The organism is Stenotrophomonas bentonitica (assembly GCF_002887735.1).
Lineage (GTDB): Bacteria > Pseudomonadota > Gammaproteobacteria > Xanthomonadales > Xanthomonadaceae > Stenotrophomonas > Stenotrophomonas bentonitica_A.
In genome coordinates this window covers 115,463-137,503 of sequence record NZ_PKQP01000008.1, presented here as the reverse complement: position 1 = coordinate 137,503, position 22,041 = coordinate 115,463, and the positions used below count along the sequence as shown (strand labels likewise).

The window sequence follows — 22,041 nt, the reverse complement described above, 5'->3', positions numbered from 1 at the left end:
GTAGTCAACAAATCGTCGCCGAGGGTTCACAGTCCATTGATTCAGCGGGAGTGTAGATTCGATCCACAGGTCGAGGTTGTGTCTCCGACCGATTCTTTTTCCAGGCAGATCACGCTTCGTCCTGTGCGTATCACGCGCGGGGCGGCGAGTGGCTGCGCCATGCCTCCCCCGTTGAGTCTTCCCCCAATGTCCGCTCGCAATCGCACCCGTGAGGTCTCCGCCGCCAAGGCCGAGGCCCTGGTCAAAACCGATGCCCTGCGTGCGCGCCGGCGCCGCATCACGCAGACCGTCGTGCCTGGCGACCACATCGAACGTGCCAGTGGCCGCGACCATCGCGTGCTGTTTGTCGTCTCGGAGATGGCCGACTACATCAAGGCCGGCGGCCTGGGTGATGTCGCCGCCTCGCTGCCGCGTGCGCTGCGCGACCGCGCGGACATGCGTGTATTGATTCCCGGCTATCGCGAGGTGCTCGACCGCACCGGGCCGATCCAGGTGATCGGGCAGACCCCGGCGCACGCGGCGTTGCCAGCCTGCGTGATCGCACACACCGTGCTGGACGACGGACTGCCGGTCTATGTGCTGATCTGCCCGGAGCTCTATGAACGCGACGGCTCGCCGTACGTCGACGCGGCCGGGGAGCCGTGGGCCGACAACGCGGTGCGCTTTGCCACGCTGTCGCGCGCGGCGGCGGTGATCGCCGCAGGTGAGGCCGGCATGGACTGGACGCCGGGCCTGCTGCATCTGAATGACTGGCCGTGCGCGCTGGCCGCAGCCTACGTGCGCTGGTCGGGCAGCAAGGCCTCGTGCCTGCTCACCATCCACAACCTGGCCTACCAGGGCCTGTTCCCGGCCAGCCTGGCCGCGGACCTGGGCATCGCCGAGGCGCAGCGTGAAGCGCTGGATTTCCACGGGCAGCTGTCCTTCCTGCGCGGCGGCATCGTGCATGCCGACCAGGTCAATACGGTCAGCATCAGCTATGCCGCGCAGATCACCGCGCCGGCGGAGGGCTGTGGTCTGGACCGGCTGCTCTCGCGCCGTGCAGCGCTGGGGCACCTGAGCGGCATCGTCAACGGCATCGACAGCAGCTGGGACCCGCGCACCGACCATCACCTGCCGGTGCACTTCAGCGTGCAGTCCTGCGAAGGGCGCGACCACAACGCGCGCCATGTCCGGCGTGCGTTCGGCCTGCCAGAAAGCCGGGGCCCGCTGTTCGCGGTGGTCTCGCGGCTGGTCCACCAGAAGGGCCTGGACCTCACCTGCGACGTCGCCCCGCAGATCGTGGCCGCCGGTGGCCAGCTGGTCATCATCGGCGGTGGCGAGCCACAGATCGAAGCGCAGGTGCGTGAACTCGCGCGCCGCTATCCGGGTAGCGTCTCGGCCTACATCGGTTTCGATGAAACGCTTGCGCGCCGCATGTTCGCCGGCGCCGACTTCCTGCTGATGCCATCGCGGTTCGAGCCGTGCGGCCTGAGCCAGATGTACGCCCAACGCTTCGGCTGCCTGCCGATCGCGCACGCCACCGGCGGCCTGATCGATACCGTGGACGATGGCGTCACCGGCTTCCTGTTCAACGGCGCCGAAGCCGATGCGCTGCGCCGCTGCGTGCAGCGTGCATTCCGCACCTTCCGTCAGTCCGGGCTGATGGCGGCGATGCGCCGCGCGGCGATGCTGCGCCCGAGCGGCTGGGATATCGCCGGCACGCATTACCTGGATCTTTATCAACGCACCACGGAAGCACGCGCATGAGCACGCAATGGGAACTGGATGCCGGGATCGAGCCCGGCGGTGAGAGCGTGTCCGCAGCGCCATTGGCCGAGGCGGCGTTGTTGCCGGCGCGGGCGTCGATTGCCGTCGGCGCGCCTGGCGATGCCTTCGCGCTGCTGGGCCCCCACCGTGATGCCACCGGTGCCTGGCGCCTGCACGTGCTGTTCCCGGCCGCACTCGCGGTCCTGCGCCGCGACGCGGCCGGCCACTGGCGGCCGATGGCCGCCATGGGCGAGGGCATCTTCGAGGCGCCCATCGAGGGGCCCGTGGTGAGCCTGTTGCGGGTCGATTGGGGTGGCGTGCAACAGGAGATCGAAGACGTTTACGCCTTCGGTCCCGTGCTGGACGAGGACGCACTGGCCGGCATCGCCGCCGGCGACCCGAACAGCATCCGCGTGGCGCTGGGTGCACACCAGGCACAGCAGCAGGGCATCGATGGCGTGCGTTTCGCCGTCTGGGCCCCGAACGCGCGCCGTGTTTCGGTGGTGGGCGACTTCAATGGCTGGGACGGGCGGCGTCACCCGATGCGGCTGCGCCATGGCGCTGGCGTGTGGGAGATCTTCCTGCCGCGCGTGGAGGCCGGCGCGCGCTACAAGTTCGAGATCACCGCGGCCGACGGGACCCGGCTGACCCACAAGGCCGACCCGATGGCCCGCCAGTCCGAGCTGCTGCCGGGCACGGCCTCGGTAGTGGCCGATGGGGCGCAGCGTGCATGGCAGGACGACGCCTGGATGCAGGCGCGCGCATCGATGGATGACCGCGCGATCTCCATCTATGAAGTGCACGCCGGTTCCTGGCGGCGCGGTGAGAACGGCGACGTGCTCGACTGGGACCAGCTCGGCGACCAGCTCATTCCCTACGTGACGGGCCTGGGCTTCACCCATATCGAACTGCTGCCGGTCAGCGAGCATCCGTTCGGCGGTTCGTGGGGCTATCAGCCGCTCGGCCTGTACGCCCCCACCGCGCGGCACGGCGGGCCGGACCGTTTCGCACGCTTCGTCGATCGCTGCCACCAGGCTGGACTGGGGGTGATCGTGGACTGGGTCGGCGCGCATTTCCCATCCGATGCGCATGGCATGCAACGTTTCGACGGCACTGCGCTGTATGAGCACGATGACCCGCGCCAGGGCCTGCACCCGGACTGGGACACGCTGATCTACAACTTCGGCCGCAGCGAAGTGACCGGCTTCCTGATCGGCAGCGCACTGGAGTGGATCGAGCGGTTCCATATCGATGGCCTGCGCGTGGATGCCGTCGCCTCGATGCTGTATCGGGACTACAGCCGCGAGGACGGGCAGTGGATCCCCAACGCGCACGGTGGCCGCGAGAACCTGGAAGCGATCGCCTTCCTGCGCGACCTCAACGATGCCATCGCCCGGCAGGCACGCGGCGTGCTGGTGATCGCCGAGGAGTCCACTGCGTGGCCGGGCGTGACCGCCCCCAGCGGCGAGGGCGGGTTGGGCTTCACCCACAAGTGGAACATGGGGTGGATGCACGACACGCTGAGCTACCTGGGTCGCGACCCGATCCATCGCTCGCATCATCACAGCCAGATGACCTTCAGCGCGATGTACGCCTTCTCCGAGCAGTTCGTCCTGCCGCTCTCCCACGATGAAGTGGTGCACGGAAAGGGATCGCTGCTGGGCAAGATGCCCGGCGACCGCTGGCAGCAGCTGGCCAACCTCAGGGCCTACCTCGGTTTCATGTGGGCCCACCCGGGCAGCAAACTGCTGTTCATGGGCGGCGAATTCGCGCAATGCACGGAATGGAACCACGATGCCCAGCTGGACTGGGCACAGGCGTCCGAGCCGGCACACGCGGGCGTGGCGCGGATGGTCGGCGACCTCAACCGGCTGCTGCGCGAGCTGCCGGCGCTGCAGCACGGCAACCGGACCGAGCAGGGATTCGAGTGGAGCGTTGGCGACGATCACGTCAACAGCGTGCTCGCCTTCATCCGCCACGATCCGCGTGGGAGCGCCGGCCCGCTGCTGGCGGTCAGCAATTTTACCCCGATGGCGCGCCACGGCTATCGCGTAGGGGTGCCGCACGCCGGGCGCTGGCAGGAAGTGTTCAACAGCGACAGCCGTTTCTACGGTGGCAGTGACATCGGTAACCATGGGCAGGTCGATACCCTGCCGATCGCGATGCACGGGCACGCGCAGTCACTGGCCTTGACCCTGCCGCCACTGTCCACCGTGTTCCTGCAGGTGGAGGGGTGACGGCGGGAGAGCGATTCGGCGCCTGGCGGCAGCCTGGAGGTGACCATGTCTTCCGTCTCTGGGCACCGGCCGCGCAGTCCGTGGAGCTGCTGCTCGACGGCGAGGCGCTGCCGATGCAGGCAGCCGATGACGGCAGCTACTGGATCCGGCTGGCGTGTGCAGCGGGGGCGCGCTACCGCTACCGCATCGACGGGACGCTCAGCGTTCCCGATCCGGCCTCGCGCTGGCAACCCGAAGGGCTCAACGGCCCCAGTGCCGTGCTGGACGAAGATGGCCATGCATGGCAACACGCCGATTGGGCGGGCAGGCCGTGGGAGGAAGCCGTCCTCTATGAAGTGCACGTGGGTGCTGTGGGCGGCTACGCCGCGCTGCAGGCGCAACTCCCGGCACTGGCAGCGATGGGCATCACCGCTCTTGAACTGATGCCCCTGGCCACCTTTCCGGGTACGCGCAACTGGGGCTACGACGGCGCATTGCCTTACGCGCCGGCCGCCGCCTATGGCAGCCCGGACGAGCTCAAGGCGCTGATCGACCACGCGCATGCGCTGGGTCTGATGGTGCTGCTGGACGTGGTCTACAACCACTTCGGCCCGGAGGGCAATCATCTGCCGCAGTATGCGCCCGCATTTTTCCGTGACGACGTCACCACCCCGTGGGGTGCGGCGATCGACTTCCGGGAACCGCACGTGCAACGCTTTTTCATCGACAACGCGCTGATGTGGCTGCGCGAGTACCGGTTCGATGGCCTGCGCCTGGACGCCGTGCACGCGATCCAGCCGCCGTCGTTCCTCGCCCAGCTGCGCGAGGCGATCCAGACGCACGGGCCGTCGCACCAGGTGCACCTGATCCTGGAGAACGAGCACAACACCGCCTCGCTGCTGGCCGATGGTTACACCGCGCAGTGGAATGACGACTTCCACAACGCGCTGCACGTGTTGCTGACCGGCGAAACCGAGGGTTACTACGCCGATTTCGCGGCCAACCCGACCGCACAGCTGGCGCGGGTGCTGGCCGAGGGGTTTGCCTGGCAGGGGGAAGTCAACCGCCTGGGGCACCGGCGGGGCGAACCCAGTGCGGGGCTGTCGCCGGCGCACTTCGTGATCTTCGCGCAGAACCATGACCAGATCGGCAATCGCGCCTTCGGCGACCGCCTGCAGACACTGGTGTCGCCCGAGCGGCTGCAGGTGGCGCTGGCGCTGACCGCCCTGACACCGATGATTCCCTTGTTCTTCATGGGTGAGCCATGGGGCGCGCGCGAGCCTTTCCTGTTCTTCACCGATTTCGATGCGCCGCTTGACCAGGCGGTACGCGATGGACGCCGTGCCGAGTTCAGCCACTTCAGTGCCTTTGCCGATCCGCAGGCGCAGGCCTCGATCCCCGACCCGAATGCCCTGGCGACCTTCCAGGCGTCGCAGGCGCCGCTGCCGTCGGCCGAAGCACGTCAGCAGAACCCGTGGCTGGCGGCCTTCCGCAGCGTGCTGACCCTGCGCTGGCAGTATCTGGTGCCGCAATTGCGGCACGCACGCAGCCTAGGCGCGAGCGTGCTCGGCAACGGCGCGGTACGCGCAGGCTGGCAACTGGGCGATGCCCAATGGTGGCTGGCCTTCAACCTTGGCCAGACCGCCGTGCTCGCCGATCTGCCTTACGGCGAAACCGTGCTGCAACTCGGCGAGGTCGGGCACGGCCAGCTGCTGGCACCGGCCGCGCTGCTGGTGCGGCGCGTGGCGGCATGAATGCCACGCCCGCGCTGGCCAGCCTGGCCGAGGCCGCCGGGCTGCTGATCCGCTGGGAGGACGTGCACGGCACGCCGCGCATCGTCGAACAGGACACACTGCAGAGCGTGCTGGACGCATTGGGCTGGCGCGCGGGAACACCGGCGCAGTGCCAGCAGAGCCTGCAGCATTGCCTGCACGAGCGCGCCGTCCCGTCGCTGCGCACCGTGCAGCTCGGTGAGCCCCTGCTGCTGGACGTGGAAGGCGCAGGTGAGTGGTGCGATGAACGCGGACACACCATGCCGGCGACGCGGGCACGACCCGGTGTCTGGGTAGTGCCGGAGCAGCCCGGCTACTGGCGCCTGCGCGTCGGGCAGGATGAGCATGCCGTGGCAGTCGCGCCGACGCGCTGCTTCAGCGTGGCCGATGCCACCGGTCTCGCCGAGCCGCGCAGCTGGGGCGCGGTGCTCCAGGTATACGCCGCGCGCCGTGCCGGAGATGACGGCATCGGCGACAGCAGTGCTGCGCAGCAGTGGTGTGAGCGCATTGCCGCCGCCGGTGGCGATGCGGTGGCGCTGAGCCCGCTGCACGCCGCGGGCCGGATCGATGCGTCCTTCAGTCCCTATTCGCCGAGTGACCGTCGCTTTCTCGAGCCGGTGTATGCCGGCACGCTGGAGGAGTGGGACATTGCCGAGGACGATGCGCCGGACCCGACGCCGGCGGATGGCCTGATCGACTGGGCCGGCGCGGCGGCACGCAAGTGGCATCGCCTGCAGCAGTCGTACCAGCGTTTCACCCAGGCACCAGAGGCACTGCAGCGTGATCTGCGTGGCTTCGAGCAGGAGGGCGGCGCCGCACTGGCCGCGTTCGCACGATGCAACGCCGCCGCGATGGGCCAGCGCGATCCAGCGTTGCAGGTGCATGCGCAATGGCGCGCTGCGCGCAGCTGGCAGCAGGCGCAACGCCGCGCGCAGGAGGCCGGCATGGCACTGGGCCTGATCGCCGACCTGGCGGTCGGCTTCACCGCTGACGGCGCCGAGGCGGCCGCGGCTGCCGACACCGCCCTGCGTGGGCTGGTACTGGGTGCACCGCCGGACGCCTTCGCCCCTGACGGACAGGTCTGGGGCATCAGCAGCTACTCGCCGGATGGATTGCGCCGCAGCGGCTTTGCGCCGTTCATCACCCTGCTGCGCGCCGTGATGCGTGACCGGGGCGGGGTGCGTATCGACCACATTCTCGGCCTGCAGCGGCTATGGGTGGTGCCACACGGCGCGGGCTCCGGGCAGGGGGTGTACCTGCGCTATCCGCTGGCCGATCTGCTCAATCTGCTGGCGCTGGAATCCTGGCGCAACCGCTGCATTGTCATCGGCGAAGATCTCGGGGTCGTGCCGCCCGGGATTCGTGACACGTTGGCCGCGCGCGGCGTGCTCGGCATGGATGTGCTCGCCTTCACCCGCGCGCCGGACGGCGACTTCCTGCCGCCGGCGCAGTGGCGGCGCGACGCCGTCGCACTGACCGGCACCCACGATCTGCCGACGCTGGAAGGCTGGCAACACGGCGATGACCTGCGCTGGCGGGCGCGCCTAAGCGCAGCGCCCGCCGCCGATACCGCGCAGGCCATGGCCGCGCGGCGCGAGGACGTGGCGCGGCTGGCCCGCGCGGTCGGCACCGATGGCGCTGCGCCGGATGCCCTCCGGCTGGCCGCGCTGCGGCAGGTCGCCGCCAGCCCGGCGCCGTTGGCGTTGTTGCCGGTGGAAGACGCGCTGGGCCTGCGTGGCCAGGTCAATCTTCCGGGCACGGTCGCCGTCCACCCGAACTGGCGCCAGCGCCTGCCATCCCCGTTGCCGTTGCGGACGCTGGACCGTTCGCTGCAGCAGTTCGCCGCGGCCCGCCGCCGCCAGGAGCATTGAGATGGTTCCATTCCGCGCCACCGCCCGCCTGCAGCTGCACGCCGGCTTCGATTTCGATGCGGCCCGCGCGCAGGTGGATTACTACGCTTCATTGGGCATCAGTCACCTGTACCTGTCGCCGATCGCCAGCGCGGTGCCCGGTTCCACGCATGGCTACGACGTCATCGATCCCACCACGGTCAATCCGGAGCTGGGCGGGGAGGCCGGATTGCAGCGTCTTTCCGATGCCGTGCGCGCACGCGGGATGGGCCTGATCCTGGATATCGTGCCGAACCACATGGCGGCGCACCCGCTCAATCCGTACTGGGCCGATGTGCTGGCCCACGGCAAGGCCAGCGCGCATGCCGGCTGGTTCGACATCGCCTGGCGCGCACCGGGGCGTGACGGCAAGCTGTGGCTGCCGGTGCTGGATCGACCGCTGTCCAGCGCGATCGCCGACGGCGTGCTCACCGTGCAGCGCGCCGCCGACGGATCGGCGGGCGTCGCGCACCACGGCACCGTGTATCCGCTGGCGCCCTCTACCTGGGCCGCAGGCGGGTCGGAGCTGACGGCACCGGCCCTGGCCGGCGTTCTGGCGGCGCAGCCGTACCGGCTGGCGTGGTGGCGCAGTGGCGATGACCGGATCAACTACCGTCGCTTCTTCACCATCGCCTCGCTGGTCGCGCTGCAGATGCACCGCCGCGATGTCTTCGAGACCGTGCACGCACTTCCGCTGCGCCTGGTGGCGGAGGGACGGGTGGATGGCCTGCGCGTGGACCACGTGGATGGACTCCGCGATCCGGCCGGTTACCTGCACCGGCTGCGCGCAGCGCTGGATGCTGCCGGCGCCCGCCGTGGGCTGTCGCCTGGCGCGCTGGGCCTGTGGGTGGAGAAGATCCTGGCGCCGGATGAAGCCTTGCGGGCGGACTGGCCGTGCGATGGCACCACCGGCTACGACTTCATGGACCAGGTCGGTGCATTGCTGCACAGCGGTGCCGGCGGCAACCCACTGACGCGGCACTGGCAGCAGGTCACCGGTGATCCCCGCAGCTTCCGCGAGGTGGAACTGGAGGCCAGGCGCGACGTGCTGGAGCAGGGCCTGCGGGCCGAATTCGATGCCTTCGTCGCGCGCCTCGTCCGCCTTTCGCGCCTCACCGGCGGCATCGCCGCCGATTTCGGCAGGCCCCTGCTGGCGCGCGCGGCGTTGTCCCTGTTGAGTCACTTCCCGGTGTACCGCAGCTATCTCACCCACGCGGCCCCGGGCGGCGAGGATCGGCGGCTGTGGCAGCAGGCCATCGAGGCGGCCATCGCCGGCAGCGCGCCGGATCAGGTGGCTGCGATCGAGCAGGTCGCCGCGTGGGTGCTGGCGCCGCCATCGCAGGAGGATGACCCGGTGCTGCATCGCCGCTGCCTGGCGCTGCGACAGCGGGCCCAGCTGCTCAGCGCGCCGCTCAACGCCAAGGCAGTGGAAGACAGCAGCTTCTATCGGCATGCGCCGCTGTTGTCCCGCAACGAGGTCGGCAGCCATCCAACGGTACTGGGTGTGTCGGCACCGCGTTTCCATGGGTTCATGCGCGCCCGCCACGACCAGCACCTGCGCAGCCTGCTTGCCACGGCCACGCATGACCATAAACGCGGCGAAGACGCCCGGATGCGATTGGCGGTGGTGTCAGCGTGGCCCGAATGGTGGCTGCGCCAGGTGCGTCGCTTCGAACGGCTCGCAGCGTCCCTCGGTGCCGGTGCACTGCACGCGGCGGACCGCGAGATGCTGTGGCAGACACTGGTCTCGGTCTGGCCGGCCGAGGGCGGATCAGGCGCTGATCTCGCTGCGCGCGTGGTGCAGTGGCAGGCCAAGGCGCTGCGCGAGGGTGGCCAGCGCAGCAGTTGGGGCCATCCGGATGAGGCTTACGAGTCGTGCGCGGCGGCCGTGGTGGAAGCATTGATCGACAGCGAGGCCGGGCAGCCGTTCCGCGCGGCCGTGCAGGACGTCGTGGCGCGCATCGCGCCGGCCGGGGCGCGTTTCAGCCTGAGCCAGACCGCGCTGCGGCTGAGCGTGCCGGGCGTGCCGGATCTGTACCAGGGCACCGAAGGCTGGGATCTGTCATTGGTGGACCCGGACAACCGGCGGCCGGTGGACTATGCGCTGCGTGGCCACTGGCGCCGGGATGGGCGTGCGTGGCCGGTACTGCTGCAGGGGTGGCGCGACGGCGTGGCCAAGGCGCGCCTGGTGCAGACCCTGCTGCAGGCCCGGAGCAGCGCCCCGGAGCTGTTCGCGCTGGGCGGCTATGTGCCATTGCCGACCACGCTGCCCGAACGCGTGCTGGCCTTCGCGCGCGAACACGGCGCGCAGCGGCTGATCGTGGTCGCCGCGATCGCCACCACCGTGCGTCCCGCGCAGGAAGTCACGGCGGCGTTGCCTGCCCGGTTCTGGGGCACGGGCCGCGTGACGATTCCGCAGGGGCGCTATCGCAATCTGCTCACCGGCACGTCGGTAGAAATCACCGACCCCGATATTTCCCTGCGGGCGCTGTCCGATGGCAGCCCCGTGACCCTGCTGATCAACGAGTGAAGCAAGCGCAATGGACGAAAACGAACGACGTGAACGCATCGGGGCCCTGGCCCGCCAGATCTGGGAAGCCGAAGGCCGTCCGGACGGACAGGACCAACGGCATTGGTTGATGGCCGAACGGCTGTTCGATGCCGAGCTGCAGGCCGCGGGCCACACCGTCGAGACGCGCCGATGAGTGCCCGCCAGTTTGCCCAGTCCTCGCGCCTGCGGGGCGGACGCCCCTTCCCGTTGGGGGCCACCTGGGATGGCCTGGGCGTCAACTTCGCGCTGTACAGCCGGCATGCGACCAAGGTCGAGCTGTGCCTGTTCAACGAGCGTGGCCGTGAGGTCGAGCGCATCGTGCTGCCCGAGTACACCGATGAAATCTGGCACGGCTACCTGCCGGACGCACGGCCCGGCCAGCGCTACGGCTACCGGGTGCATGGTCCCTACGCACCGGAAGCCGGGCACCGGTTCAACCCCAACAAACTGCTGCTGGATCCGTATGCCAAGCAGATCGTCGGCCAGCTCAAGTGGGCGCCGGCGCTGTTCGGCTACACGATCGGGCACAAGGACAAGGACCTGAGCTTCGACAAACGCGACAGCGCGCCGTACATGCCGCGTTGCGCCGTGGTCGATCCGGCCTTCACCTGGGGCCGCGACACCGCACCGGCCACGCCGTGGGAGGACACGGTCATCTACGAAGCCCACCTGCGCGGCCTGTCGATGCTGCACCCACAGGTGCCTGAGCAGGCACGTGGCTCCTTTTCCGCGCTGAAGCAGGACGCGCTGCTGGATCACCTCCGCCAGCTCGGCGTGACCGCGCTGGAACTGCTGCCGATCCACGCCCACGTGGACGACCAGCATCTGCTCGAGCGCGGCCTGCGCAACTACTGGGGCTACAACACGCTGGCCTTCTTCGCGCCCGAACCGCGCTTCATGTCCACCTCCACCATCGCCGAGTTCAAGCAGATGGTGGCCTGCGTGCATGACGCCGGGCTGGAAGTGATCCTGGACGTGGTCTACAACCATACCGCCGAAGGCAACGAGCTCGGCCCGACGCTGTCGTTCAAGGGCATCGACAATGCCAGCTACTACCGGCTTGCCGATGACCCGCGCTACTACATCAACGATACCGGCACCGGCAACACCTTCGACCTGACCAATGCCGGTGCGCTGCGGATGGTGATGGACTCGCTGCGCTACTGGGTGCAGGACATGCACGTGGATGGCTTCCGCTTCGACCTGGCCACCATCCTGGGCCGCGAACGCGCCGGCTTCGATCCATCGGGCAGCTTCATGGATGCCGTGCGCCAGGACCCGGTGCTGAGCCAGGTCAAGCTGATCGCCGAGCCGTGGGACATCGGGCCGGGTGGCTACCAGCTGGGGCAGTTCGCACCGGGCTGGGCCGAATGGAACGACCGTTTCCGTGACAACGTGCGGGCACTGTGGCGCGGCGATGGCGGCCAGCTGGCCGAGTTCGCCACCCGCCTGATGGGCTCGGCCGATCTGTTCAACCACAAAGGACGGCGGCCGGCCGCGTCGGTGAATTTCGTCACCGCCCACGATGGCTTCACCCTCAATGACCTGGTCAGCTACAACGACAAGCACAACGAGGCCAACGGCGAAGACGGGCGCGACGGCAGCGACAACAACATCTCCTTCAACCACGGGGCCGAAGGCCCCACCGACGACGAGGGCATCAACACGATCCGGGCGCGGCAGATGCGCAACATGCTGGCCAGCCTGCTGCTCGCCCAGGGCACGCCGATGCTGCTGGCCGGCGACGAGTTCGCGCGCAGCCAGGGCGGCAACAACAACGCCTACTGCCAGGACAACCCGCTCACGTGGATCGACTGGCAGCAGGCCGCCAGCCCGGCAGGCCGCCAGCAGTCGCTGTTCGTACGCCGGCTGCTGTCGTTGCGGCGCCGCTACCCGCAGCTGCGCCGCGGCCGCTTCCTGGACGCCCGCGACGAGCAGGGCGAAGGCTATGACGTGCGCTGGCTGCGGCCGGATGGCCAGCCCATGGAAGATGGCGACTGGCACGATGGCGAGGCCCGCAGCCTGGCGCTGCACCTGGGGGCCGCCCGTCAGGAAGACACGCCGCGCGGTCCCGAGCATGCGCACCTGCTGTTGATGTTCAATGCCTCGCACGCGCCGCAGGCGTTCGTGCCGCCCTTGATCGACGATGAACACTGGCGCGTGCTGATCAGCACCATCGACGGTGCGCCGCTGCAGGCGGATGCGGAAGGCCACTGGCCTCTGCCGGACCGCGCGATCGTGGTGCTCAGCAGTCGCCGCAACCGCCATTCCGACACGGAAGGGTGAGCTGACGCTGCCCTCCCGGCACGATGCCGTGCCGGGAGGTCCCAGGTCAGCGCTCCTGGTCCAGCTCGCGCCGGACCACGCCGGCCACCCAATCCATGAACGCCGCCACCCGTCGCGGCAGATGACGGCGTTGCGCGTAGAGCAGGGTCACCGGCATCGGCTCTGCTTTCACGTCCGCCAGGATCTCCACCAGGGTGCCCGAGGCCAATGCCTGGCGCACGCCGAGCAGCGGGACCTGGATGATCCCCAGCCCGGCCAGGGCTGCCGCGGTATAGCCCTCGCCACTGTTGACCGTCACCGCACCGCCCATGGGCAGGCTCTGATAGGTCTGCCCGTCGTGATACTCGAATCCGGGCGAACGCTGACCGAGGGTGCTCACGTAATGCACCAGCGCGTGGCCGGCCAGGTCGGCCAGCGTGGTCGGCGTGCCCCGGGCGGCGAGATAGGACGGGCTGGCGCAGTTGATGATCGGCAGCTGGCCCAGTGGGCGGGCCACCAGGGTGTTGTCGTCCAGTGGACCGACCCGGAGCACGCAGTCGAACCCTTCGCGGATCAGATCGACCCGGCGGTCGGTACCGCTCACTTCCATCTCCACGCCAGGGTGCTGGGCCAGGAAGGCAGGCAGCTGCGGTATCACCAGTTGCCGGGCCAGCCCGCTGGACATATCCACCCGCAGCCGCCCCTTCAGCTGCGCCGTATCGACCCGGAACATGCCCTGCAGATCGTCCATGTCATGCAGCAGATCGTGTGCCCGCGCCTGGAACTGGGCACCGTCGGCGGTCAGCTGCACCCGGCGCGTGGTCCGATGCAGCAGTTGCACACCCACATCCGCTTCCAGCCGCTGCACGGCCAGCGACACACTGGCCTTGGGGAGACCGAGGCTGTCGGCGGCGCCGGTGAAGGAGCCGAGTTCGGCCACCCGGAGGAAGCAGCGCAGATGATCGAGGCGATCCATGGATTGTTCGTGATTATTGGATAGTCAAATCAGCATCCGCCGATTTATCCGCGCATGCAACACCAATAGTCTGACAACCATTCCCACAACGCAGGTGTACTGACATGCGCAACGCAACCCGAGTCGTCCTGATCACCGGTGGCAGCCGTGGCCTGGGCCGCAATGCCGCCCTCGCACTGGCCGCCGACGGCGCCGATATCGTGCTCACCTATCGCAGCCAGGCCGGCGCCGCCCAGGAAGTGGTCGCGCAGATCGAAGCACTCGGCCGTCGCGCGGCCGCGCTTCCCTTGGACATGGCCGACAGCGCCGGTTTCGCTGCCTTCGCCAGCCAGGTCCGCAGCGTGCTCGACGGCTGGGGCGAGACCCATCTGCAGGGCCTGCTCAACAATGCCGGCGAAGGCCTGCACGCGATGATCGCCGACACCACGGTCGATCAGTTCGACGCCCTGGTCGCGGTCCATCTGAAGGGACCGTACTTCCTGACCCAGGCGGTGTTGCCGCTGCTTGCCGATGGCGGCCGCATCCTCAACGTCTCCAGCGGGCTGGCACGCTTCTCGCTGCCGGGCAGCTCGGCCTACGCGATGATGAAGGGTGGCATCGAAGTGTTTACCCGTTACCTGGCCAAGGAACTGGGCGCCCGCGGCATCAGTGCCAACACGCTCGCCCCCGGCGCGATCGAAACCGACTTCGGTGGCGGCCGCGTGCGCGACGACGCGCAGGTCAATGCGATGGTGTCCTCGGTCACCGCGATGGGCCGCCCGGGCAAACCGGACGACATCGGTCCGGTGGCGGTGGCGCTGCTGTCGCCGCAGACGGCGTGGATCAACGCGCAGCGGGTGGAGGCGTCGGGCGGCATGTTCGTCTGAGATCGCGGGCGGTCAAAGCGGCCATCGTGTGGCACGCGCGGTTCTCATTGCTGGCAGCGGATCGAGGGCCGGTCACGACCGTGGGTCGTGACGCGCTCGGTTGATCGAGTGAGAATGGTTCGCATCAAGCGCCGTCAATGGCTATGATGCGGGTCCTTCCGCCACGCTCGAGCCTGCCTTGAAGACTGCTTCGCCACTCAGCCCGATGGGCCGCGTCTTCGCCACGGTGGCCTTCGTCGAAGCCCTGACGTGGGCCGGCCTGTTGATCGGCATGTACTTCAAGTACCACGCAGCGGATCCAACGCCGGTCGGCGTCAAGGTGTTTGGACCGGTGCACGGCGTCGCCTTCATGGTCTACGTCGTGGTGTCGGTCCTGGCTGCAATCCGCTTGCGTTGGCCGTGGTGGGCCGCACTGCTGGCACTGGCCGCGGCGGTGCCGCCATTGGTCACGCTGCCACTGGAATGGTGGTTCAAGCGCCGGGGGCTGTTGTCCGCGCCGCTGCGTTGAAGCTTCCACGGTAAGCCCGCGCAACCGCGGGCCTGCCCTCCAGGGCGTCACCCATCGCCCAACACCGCCAGGATCTGCTTCGGCGTCTGGAACCCCGCCAGTCGGGCGGTTTCGTGACCGTCGCGCACCACCAGCAGCGTCGGTGTCTGGCGCAACCCCAGCTCGCGGAACAAGCCCTCACCCACAGTTTCCAGCTTCACCTTCAACACCGTCATCCCTGCGTCTGCGATGGCGCCGGAGACACTGGCCAACGACATCTCCAGCATCCGGCACCCGGGGCAATCGTCCTTGTGGAAGTCCACCAGCAGCGCAGGGTGTTCGCGCAGGGCGGCGTGGTAATCCTCAGCGGTCCGGGCGTGCAGGGTCAGCATGTCGTGAATGTCTCGGTAGTGGCCAACACGGCGTCGGTCCAGTGGTGGATGGTGTGGGTGTCGGCGGCGCCGTGCGGCATCTGCTCGATCTCCAGCACGGGGTACGGGGAGTGGAAGAAGCGCGCCAGGCGGTGCGCGGCGCCGCAGTAGTACTCTTCGCCCCATTGGGTCTCGCCGGTGCCGAACACCGCGGCCGGGAAGGGCAGGGGCAACCCGAAACGGTCCCGCAGCGCGGCCACGCCCTCCTTCATTTCCGCCGGGGTGCGCCCGGCGTTGTCGGTCCATGAGCCAAGCAGGCACAGGGCGGGGGGATCGGCGGGCAAGGCCCGGGCGATGTCGCCGGCATCGACGTCGAGCCAGTCCACGCGGTGGCCCAGCGCTTCGCAGTGGGCCCGGACCAGCATGGCGACCTCGCGGGTGTTGCCGCTCAGCGAGGCGAAGGCCAGCAGGATATGCATCGGCATGCGTCCTTACAGATCGTCGAAACCGTTGTCCGAATTGGTCTTCTTGTAGCTGGCGTTGCGCATCTCGAAGAAGTCGGTCTTGGTTTCGGTGAAGTTGTCGGCGTAGGCCTTGATCCACGGCATCACGTTGACGTTGGTCTCGCTGTACAGCTTCTCGATCCCGAGCATGCCGGCCATCTTGTTGGCGCGGTACTTCACGTAGCGGATCATCTCGTCCACATCGATGCCGTCGATGCCATCGAGCACTTCCCCGGTCCAACGCGTCTCCAGCTGGATGGCGTGCTCGAAGGCCTCGTGTACGTAGGCGGTCAGCTGCTCGCCCTGCAGCGCGGGGTTCTCACCGATGATGGCGCGGATCAGTTCGCTGATGAACTTGGTGTGGGCCAGCTCGTCGCGGTTGATGAAGCTGATGATCTTGCCCGTGCCGGTCATGCGGTTCTGGCGGACCAGGTTGTAGAAGAACGCGAAGCCCGAGTAAAAGTTGATGCCTTCCAGGATCGAGGACTGGATCAACGCGCGGATCAGCGTCTCGGCGGTCTTCTCGCGCATGAAGTCATCGTAGGACTGCATGATCGGCGCATTGCGGGCCAGGATGGTCGGGTGGGTACGCGCGATCTCGAACACCCGGTTCTGGTCGGCCAGGCCGGCGATCGAGGCCAGCACGTAGCTGTAGCTTTCGTTGTGGATCACTTCCTGCTGGCCGATGATCGCCGCGTTGGCGTGCGCGGCCGGGTCGGTGATGTACTCGGCGACGTTGTAGATGAACCGCGTCTGCGGCGAGTCCAGCGTGGCCAGCAGGCCGATGATCGAGTCGTAGGCGTTCTTCTCGCGGGCATTGAGCTCGCCGTACTGGCGCGCGTCACCCTTCATGTCGACTTCGTCGGGAATCCAGAAGTTGGTCGATAGCTCCTTGTACGCCCGGTAGAACGACGGGTAGGGGATGTCGTTCCAGTTGAGGATGCCACTGGTGCGGCCGTTGATGATGCCGGTCGAGCGGTTGGGGTGGCGCGGTTCGAGGATCTTGATGCGTTCGAGGGGGATGGCCATGAGGGGTGTGTCCTGGAGCAGAGCCCCCTGAGTCAGGGGGCGGGCGCGAAGCGGCGGGGGTCTGGGTGGTTGTAATGCGGGGCCCATGGTTTGCACAGCGAACCATGGGAGCGTCAGCGCGAATGCGATGCGCCTACCCGCACCATTCGCATTCGGCGATGTCGATATCGTTGGAGCGCACGTAGTAGGTCGTCTTCAGGCCTTCGCGCCAGGCACTCATGTGCAGCGCGAGCAGGGTGCTGGCGCGGATGGTGCTGGGCACGTACAGGTTGAAGCTGATCGACTGGTCCACGTGGCGCTGGCGGCGGGCGTTCTGGCGGATGCTGGCGAACTGGTCGACCCGGTAGGCGCCTTTCTCGTAGTACGGATAGGTCTCCAGCGACAGGTCCGGCGCAGCCACCGGCCGGCGGAAGTCCTTCTTCTCCTCGTAGTAGAAGGCGCCGTACACCGGGTCGATCGAGGCCGTGGAGCCGGCGATCTGGGCGGTGCTCATGTTCGGGGCCACCGCCATCAGCCAGCCATTGCGCAGGCCGTTGACGCCGACCTGCGCGGCCAGTTCGCGCCAGGCCGGGTTGTCATAGCCACGGGCGCGGAAGTACTCGCCGTTCTGCCACTCGCTGCCGACGAACGCGCTGTAGCGCCCCTTTTCCTTGGCCAGGGTCATGCTGGCCTGGATGGTGAGGTAGTTGATGCGCTCGTACAGGCTGTCCGCGTAGTCTTCGGCCTGGGGCGAGTTCCACTCGATCTGCTGCAGGGCCAGCAGGTGGTGCCAGCCGAAGGTACCCAGCCCGATCGCGCGGTACTTGCGGTTGGTGATGGTCGCCTGCGGCACCGGCAGCTGGTTGAGGTCGATCACGTTGTCCAGCATCCGCACCTGGATCGGCACGAGGCGCTCGAGCACGTCGCTGGTCAGCAGGTCCGGTGCGGCCGTGACCGCACGGCCCAGGTTGATCGAGGAGAGGTTGCACACCACGAAATCGCCGGCCTGTCTGGTCGTCACGATCTGGTCGCCGCTGATCATCTCCTGGATCATGCGGGTGGGGCTCATGTTCTGCAGGATCTCCGTGCACAGGTTGCTGGAGTAGATGCTGCCGGCATGCTTGTTCGGGTTCTTCCGGTTCACTTCGTCCCGGTAGAACATGAAGGGATTGCCGGTCTCCAGCTGGCTCACCATGATCCGCTTGAACAGGTCGATGGCCTTGATCGTGCGCCGGCTGATCCGTTCGTCGGCCACGACCTCCTCGTACTTCCCGCGGAAGCTGCCCTGGCCGCGCTGCTCATCGTGGAAATCCTGCAGGTACCAGCCCTTGATCCGCTTCACCTCGTACGGATCGAACAGGTACCAGTCGCCACGGCGCTCCACCGCTTCCATGAACAGGTCGGGCAGGCACACCGAGGTGAACACGTCGTGTGCGCGCAGGCGCTGGTCGCCGTTGTTCAGGCGCAGATCGAGGAAGGCCTCGATATCGCGGTGCCAGACATCCAGGTACACCGCGATCGCGCCCTTGCGCTGGCCGAGCTGGTCCACGCTCACCGCAGTGTTGTTGAGCTGCTTGATCCACGGCACCACGCCGCCGGAGGAATTGGCCACGCCGCGGATCGCCGAGCCCGCCGAGCGCACATAGCCCAGGTACGCACCCACCCCACCGCCGTGCTTGGAGACGCGCGCCACGTCGGTGTTGGAGTCGTAGATGCCCTGCAGGCTGTCGTCCACCGTGTCGATGAAGCACGAGGACAGCTGGCCGCCGACCTTGCCGGCATTGGCCAGGGTCGGCGTCGCCACCGTCATGTACAGGTTGGACAGCGCCCAGTAGGCCTCGCGCACCAGCAGCATGCGCCGGCGGCGCGAGCGGTCGCCATGCTCGTGTTCGTGCTGCATCAGGTACAGCGCGATGGTCAGCCAGCGTTCCTGCGGCAGCTCGTACACGGCACGCGAGTGATCGGTGGCCAGGTAACGGGTCGCCAGCAGGTACAGCCCGTTGTAGGCGAACAGCGTGTCGCGCTCGGGCTCGATCATCTGCCCGGCTTCCTCCAGTTCATCCTTGGAATACGCCTTGAGGATGTCGATCGAGTAGACGTTGCGGTCGGCCAGGCTTTCCTGCAGCCCCACGTACGAGCCGTACTTCAGCGTGGCATCGTAGAAGCGGTTCTTGCTGGCGCGCTTGTACAGCCGCCGCAGGTAGAGGCGGGCGGCGAAGTGCTCCCAGTCCGGCGCGGTCAGGTCGATGCGTGATTCGGCCTCGCGGATCAGCAGGTCCACCATCTCATCGGCGCTGAGCTGCTGCCGCCGGGCGATCTGCCCGAGCACGCTGCGCAGATAGTCGGCCACGTCCAGTTGCGGGAACTCGGCATGCACGCTGTGCACCGTGCGTTCCAGTCGCGCCTGGTCGAAGGGCATGCGTCGGTTGCCGCCCTCCTTGGTGATCCACAGTGTTTCACCGCCGGTGGCGGCATCCAGGGCGGTGTCGGTGGGTGGGGTGGCGGTCGAGGCGACGGTGTCGTCGGTGTTCATGCGTTCTCCATGCATGGCGCAGTGCCCAGCAGGCGGCGCGGCAGAGCCGTGCGGCAGCCGGACAGAAGGCGTGATTGGTGGGCAGGCCCTGCGTGTGCAGGAATACGTCGCCAGAGGCTCACATCGGTGGCAACGGGCCTTGCTTCCAGGCGCCGGTCAGGGGATACGACGGGGCGTTCTACTGCGACGCGGCGTCGTCACGGTGCACCGGGCCTGGCGGAAGCGGGGAGCCGATGGACACAACATAGTGGGGTCGTGGTGGATCGTCAACCGTAGATGTAGTGCTTTTTTGTCGCAGGGGGCGGCGGGCCCGGCGACATGAACACCCCGTACAGCCTGCACTATCAAACGCAAATGCGAGCCGTTATCATTTGATGGATCACAGGGCGGTGATGCATTCGCAACCGGATGGCAGACCCGCGCGCGCCCCGGCGCACCGCGTGGTTCAACTTCTTATTGGCTGTGGTGTTCAATGTCTGCACGTCCTGTCGTATCCGGTTTGCCCGCCCTCGTTTCCGCCGCGCTGCTCGGCACCATGGCAATGATGGCGTTCGTGTCCGTGATCGGCCCGGTGGTGCGGGTGTTGGGCCTGGCCGAATGGCACGCCGGGCTGTCGGTCACCGCGGCCGGCGTGTTGTGGATGCTCGCCGCCCGCCGTTGGGGGGCGCTCAGCGATCGCATCGGCCGCAAGCGCGTGCTGTTGATCGCACTGGCCGCCTACGCAGTGATCTATCTGGGGCTGGCGGTCTTCGTGGATGTGGCGCTGACTTCACCGCCGGCCATCTGGGTTTCGGTGCTGGTGCTGGTCGGCACGCGCGCCCTGGTCGGTCTGTTCTACGCCGCCGTGCCACCGAGCGCCGCAGCCATCGTTGCCGACCAGGCTGCGCCGGGGCAGCGCGGCAGCGTGATGGCCAAGCTCGGCACCGCCAATGCGCTGGGCATGGTGCTGGGTCCTGCCGCCGCCGGCTGGATCGCCTACAAGAACCTCTCCCTCACGCTGTATGTGGCCGCGCTGTTGCCGCTGCTGTCGTTGTTGATGATCTGGTGGCGCCTGCCGAATACCCCACCGGTCGCCCCGACGCACAACGGCCCCAAGCCAACGCTGGGGCTGGGCGATGCACGCCTGCGGCTGCCGTTGCTGGCCGTGTTCGCCGCGATGATCTCGGTGACCATCGCCCAGGTCACGGTCGGCTTCTTCGCCATCGACCGCCTTCAACTGCAGCCGGCAGATGGCGCACGCATGGCCGGGCTGGCGCTGACTGCGGTCGGCGTCGGCCTGATCTTCGCCCAGGGCCTGGTGATGAAGCTCAAGGACATCCGCCCCACGCGCTGGATCGTGGTCGGCGCGCTGATCTCCGGTCTCGGCTTTGCGTCGGTCGCGCTGGTCAGCGTGCCGTGGCAGCTGCTGGCCAGCTACGCGGTCGCAGCGTTTGGGATGGGCTTCGTGTTCCCCAATTTCCAGGCGCTGGCCGCCGATTCGGTGGAGGCGCACGAGCAGGGCGCCGCCGCCGGCACCGTGGCCTCGGTGCAGGGCATGGGCATGGTGGTCGGGCCGATGATCGGCACACTGCTGTACCGGTGGTCGCCCAGCGCGCCGTATCTGCTGGTCGGCGCGGTGCTGCTGGTCCTGGCGGTCTCTGCCGCGATCCACCGCCAGCGGGGTGCCGCATGAACGAGATGCTGATCAACCAGGCAGCCGACGAGCTGACCCAGGCGCCCGCCATCGACATGGCCGACACCCCGTACTTCCTGTTGCGCAGCCCGCAGCAGGCACTCGAAGCGCAGGGCGTGCGTGCGCGTTTGCCGTCGGGCCCCACCGCCTCGTTGGCCGAACGTGTAGACGCTTTCTTCGCCGCACCGCGCTCCGGCCCGCGACTGCTGGTCGGCGCGGTGCCGTTCGATCCCGAGCAGGCCGATGCGCTGTACCAGCCGGATCACGTGTCCGGCCAACCCGCGGTGGTCCGCGTTGAAACCCCCACACTGGTCGGTGACGTGCTGGCTGAACCGCCTGCGCAGGCCTATGCAGGCGCGGTCGCCACCGCCGTCACGGAACTGCAGCGCGCCGATAGTGCGCTGGAAAAGGTCGTGCTGGCCCGCAGCCTGCGGGTCACCACCGCGCAGCCACTGCACCCGCGGGTGCTGGCCGCGCGGCTGGGCAGGGATCCGAGCGTAGCCACTTACGTGGTGCCGGTGCCTTCAGAAGGCGGCCCCGGTCCTGCCTGGCTGGTCGGCGCCACTCCCGAGCTGCTGGTCTCCAAACGTGGCGAGCGCGTGCTGTCGCATCCGCTGGCGGGCTCGGCACGTCGTTCGGCCGATCCTGCCGAGGATGCCCGCGCCGCCGAGGCGCTGCTGGCCTCGGCCAAGGACCATGATGAGCACCGCCACGTGGTCGAGGCCATCGTTGAAGCACTGACGCCGCTGTGCCATCGCGTCGAGGCGCAGCCCCAGCCTACGCTGCATGCCACCGCCACCATGTGGCACCTGGGCACGCGCATCCACGGCACCCTCAAGGACGCATCGGTCTCCTCGGCCGCGCTGGTGGCACTGCTGCATCCCACGCCGGCGGTGTGCGGGACACCACGCCACCCCGCACTGGCGCTGATCCGCCAGGCTGAACCGGTCGCGCGCGGTTTCTATGCCGGCGCAGTCGGCTGGACCGATGCCCAGGGCGATGGCGACTGGTACGTGGCGATCCGCTGCGCGCGCGTGCAGGGCACGCAGGTGCGCCTGTATGCCGGTGCCGGCATCGTCGCGGGCTCGCAACCCGATCTCGAAGTGGCCGAAACGGCTGCCAAGTTCATGGCCCTGCTGACCGCGCTCGGCGTCCATGACGTTCGTCCCTTCTGATGTGCGGGAGT

General features: G+C 68.2%; 15 protein-coding genes and 1 pseudogene. 11 read left to right on the top strand and 5 right to left on the bottom strand.

Annotated elements, in window-relative coordinates:
- Window positions 1-186: 186 nt before the first annotated feature.
- The 7 genes and pseudogenes from glgA to glgX all read left to right on the top strand — a co-directional run.
- Entirely contained in the window at window positions 187-1,746 is a 1,560-nt protein-coding gene (gene glgA / locus C0R07_RS14920; RefSeq protein ID WP_102789298.1) for a glycogen synthase GlgA, read from the top strand.
- Window positions 1,743-3,983 (top strand): 1,4-alpha-glucan branching protein GlgB, encoded by a 2,241-nt coding sequence (gene glgB, locus C0R07_RS14915; RefSeq protein WP_102789297.1) that lies wholly within the window; start codon window positions 1,743-1,745, stop codon window positions 3,981-3,983. The genes glgA and glgB overlap by 4 nt, the downstream gene beginning before the upstream one ends.
- Window positions 3,980-5,716 carry a malto-oligosyltrehalose trehalohydrolase gene (gene treZ, locus C0R07_RS14910; protein ID WP_102789296.1) on the top strand — a complete coding sequence of 579 codons (1,737 nt, stop codon included), beginning with the start codon at window positions 3,980-3,982 and terminating at the stop codon, window positions 5,714-5,716. Before glgB ends, treZ begins: the two co-directional genes overlap by 4 nt.
- Complete coding sequence (locus C0R07_RS14905; RefSeq protein WP_102789295.1) at window positions 5,713-7,605, top strand: 4-alpha-glucanotransferase; 1,893 nt, start codon at window positions 5,713-5,715, stop codon at window positions 7,603-7,605. Before treZ ends, C0R07_RS14905 begins: the two co-directional genes overlap by 4 nt.
- A gap of 1 nt (window position 7,606) precedes the next feature.
- Window positions 7,607-10,153: a malto-oligosyltrehalose synthase gene (gene treY, locus C0R07_RS14900; RefSeq protein WP_102789294.1), complete on the top strand. Its 2,547-nt coding sequence runs from the start codon at window positions 7,607-7,609 to the stop codon at window positions 10,151-10,153.
- A gap of 10 nt (window positions 10,154-10,163) precedes the next feature.
- Window positions 10,164-10,328 (top strand): DUF2934 domain-containing protein, encoded by a 165-nt coding sequence (locus C0R07_RS14895; RefSeq protein WP_019184616.1) that lies wholly within the window; start codon window positions 10,164-10,166, stop codon window positions 10,326-10,328.
- A pseudogene (gene glgX, locus C0R07_RS14890) lies at window positions 10,325-12,379 on the top strand (glycogen debranching protein GlgX); the annotation flags it as partial. The gene C0R07_RS14895 and the pseudogene glgX, both read left to right, overlap by 4 nt.
- Before the next feature lie 127 nt (window positions 12,380-12,506).
- On the opposite strand, the gene C0R07_RS14885 reads toward glgX, so the two are convergent.
- The gene (locus C0R07_RS14885; RefSeq protein WP_102789292.1) at window positions 12,507-13,415 is read right to left on the bottom strand and encodes a LysR family transcriptional regulator; all 909 of its coding nucleotides are present in this window, start codon (window positions 13,413-13,415) and stop codon (window positions 12,507-12,509) included.
- Between the two features lie 104 nt (window positions 13,416-13,519).
- Between C0R07_RS14885 and C0R07_RS14880 the strand changes: the two genes are divergently transcribed.
- Window positions 13,520-14,281, top strand: a complete 762-nt coding sequence (locus C0R07_RS14880; RefSeq protein ID WP_070425232.1) for an SDR family NAD(P)-dependent oxidoreductase — start codon at window positions 13,520-13,522, stop codon at window positions 14,279-14,281.
- A 178-nt stretch (window positions 14,282-14,459) separates the two neighbouring features.
- The gene (locus C0R07_RS14875) at window positions 14,460-14,789 is read left to right on the top strand and encodes a DUF3817 domain-containing protein (protein ID WP_019184612.1); all 330 of its coding nucleotides are present in this window, start codon (window positions 14,460-14,462) and stop codon (window positions 14,787-14,789) included.
- Between the two features lie 47 nt (window positions 14,790-14,836).
- Here the strand turns inward: C0R07_RS14875 and C0R07_RS14870 are convergent, their stop codons facing one another.
- The 4 genes from C0R07_RS14870 to C0R07_RS14855 form a co-directional block, all read right to left on the bottom strand.
- Entirely contained in the window at window positions 14,837-15,160 is a 324-nt protein-coding gene (locus tag C0R07_RS14870; protein ID WP_070473966.1) for a thioredoxin family protein, read from the bottom strand.
- The gene (locus tag C0R07_RS14865; protein ID WP_102789291.1) at window positions 15,154-15,618 is read right to left on the bottom strand and encodes a flavodoxin; all 465 of its coding nucleotides are present in this window, start codon (window positions 15,616-15,618) and stop codon (window positions 15,154-15,156) included. The genes C0R07_RS14870 and C0R07_RS14865 overlap by 7 nt, the downstream gene beginning before the upstream one ends.
- A gap of 12 nt (window positions 15,619-15,630) precedes the next feature.
- A complete protein-coding gene (locus C0R07_RS14860; RefSeq protein WP_070425230.1) occupies window positions 15,631-16,671 on the bottom strand; it encodes a ribonucleotide-diphosphate reductase subunit beta in 1,041 nt (346 codons plus the stop codon).
- Window positions 16,672-16,804: 133 nt separating this feature from the next.
- On the bottom strand, window positions 16,805-19,183 hold the full coding sequence (locus C0R07_RS14855) for a ribonucleoside-diphosphate reductase subunit alpha (protein WP_102789290.1): 2,379 nt from the start codon (window positions 19,181-19,183) through the stop codon (window positions 16,805-16,807).
- A gap of 472 nt (window positions 19,184-19,655) precedes the next feature.
- On the opposite strand from C0R07_RS14855, the gene C0R07_RS14850 reads away from it, so the two are divergent.
- Complete coding sequence (locus tag C0R07_RS14850) at window positions 19,656-20,855, top strand: MFS transporter (RefSeq protein WP_102789289.1); 1,200 nt, start codon at window positions 19,656-19,658, stop codon at window positions 20,853-20,855.
- Entirely contained in the window at window positions 20,852-22,030 is a 1,179-nt protein-coding gene (locus tag C0R07_RS14845) for an isochorismate synthase (protein ID WP_102789288.1), read from the top strand. The genes C0R07_RS14850 and C0R07_RS14845 overlap by 4 nt, the downstream gene beginning before the upstream one ends.
- The last annotated feature ends 11 nt before the right edge of the window (window positions 22,031-22,041 follow it).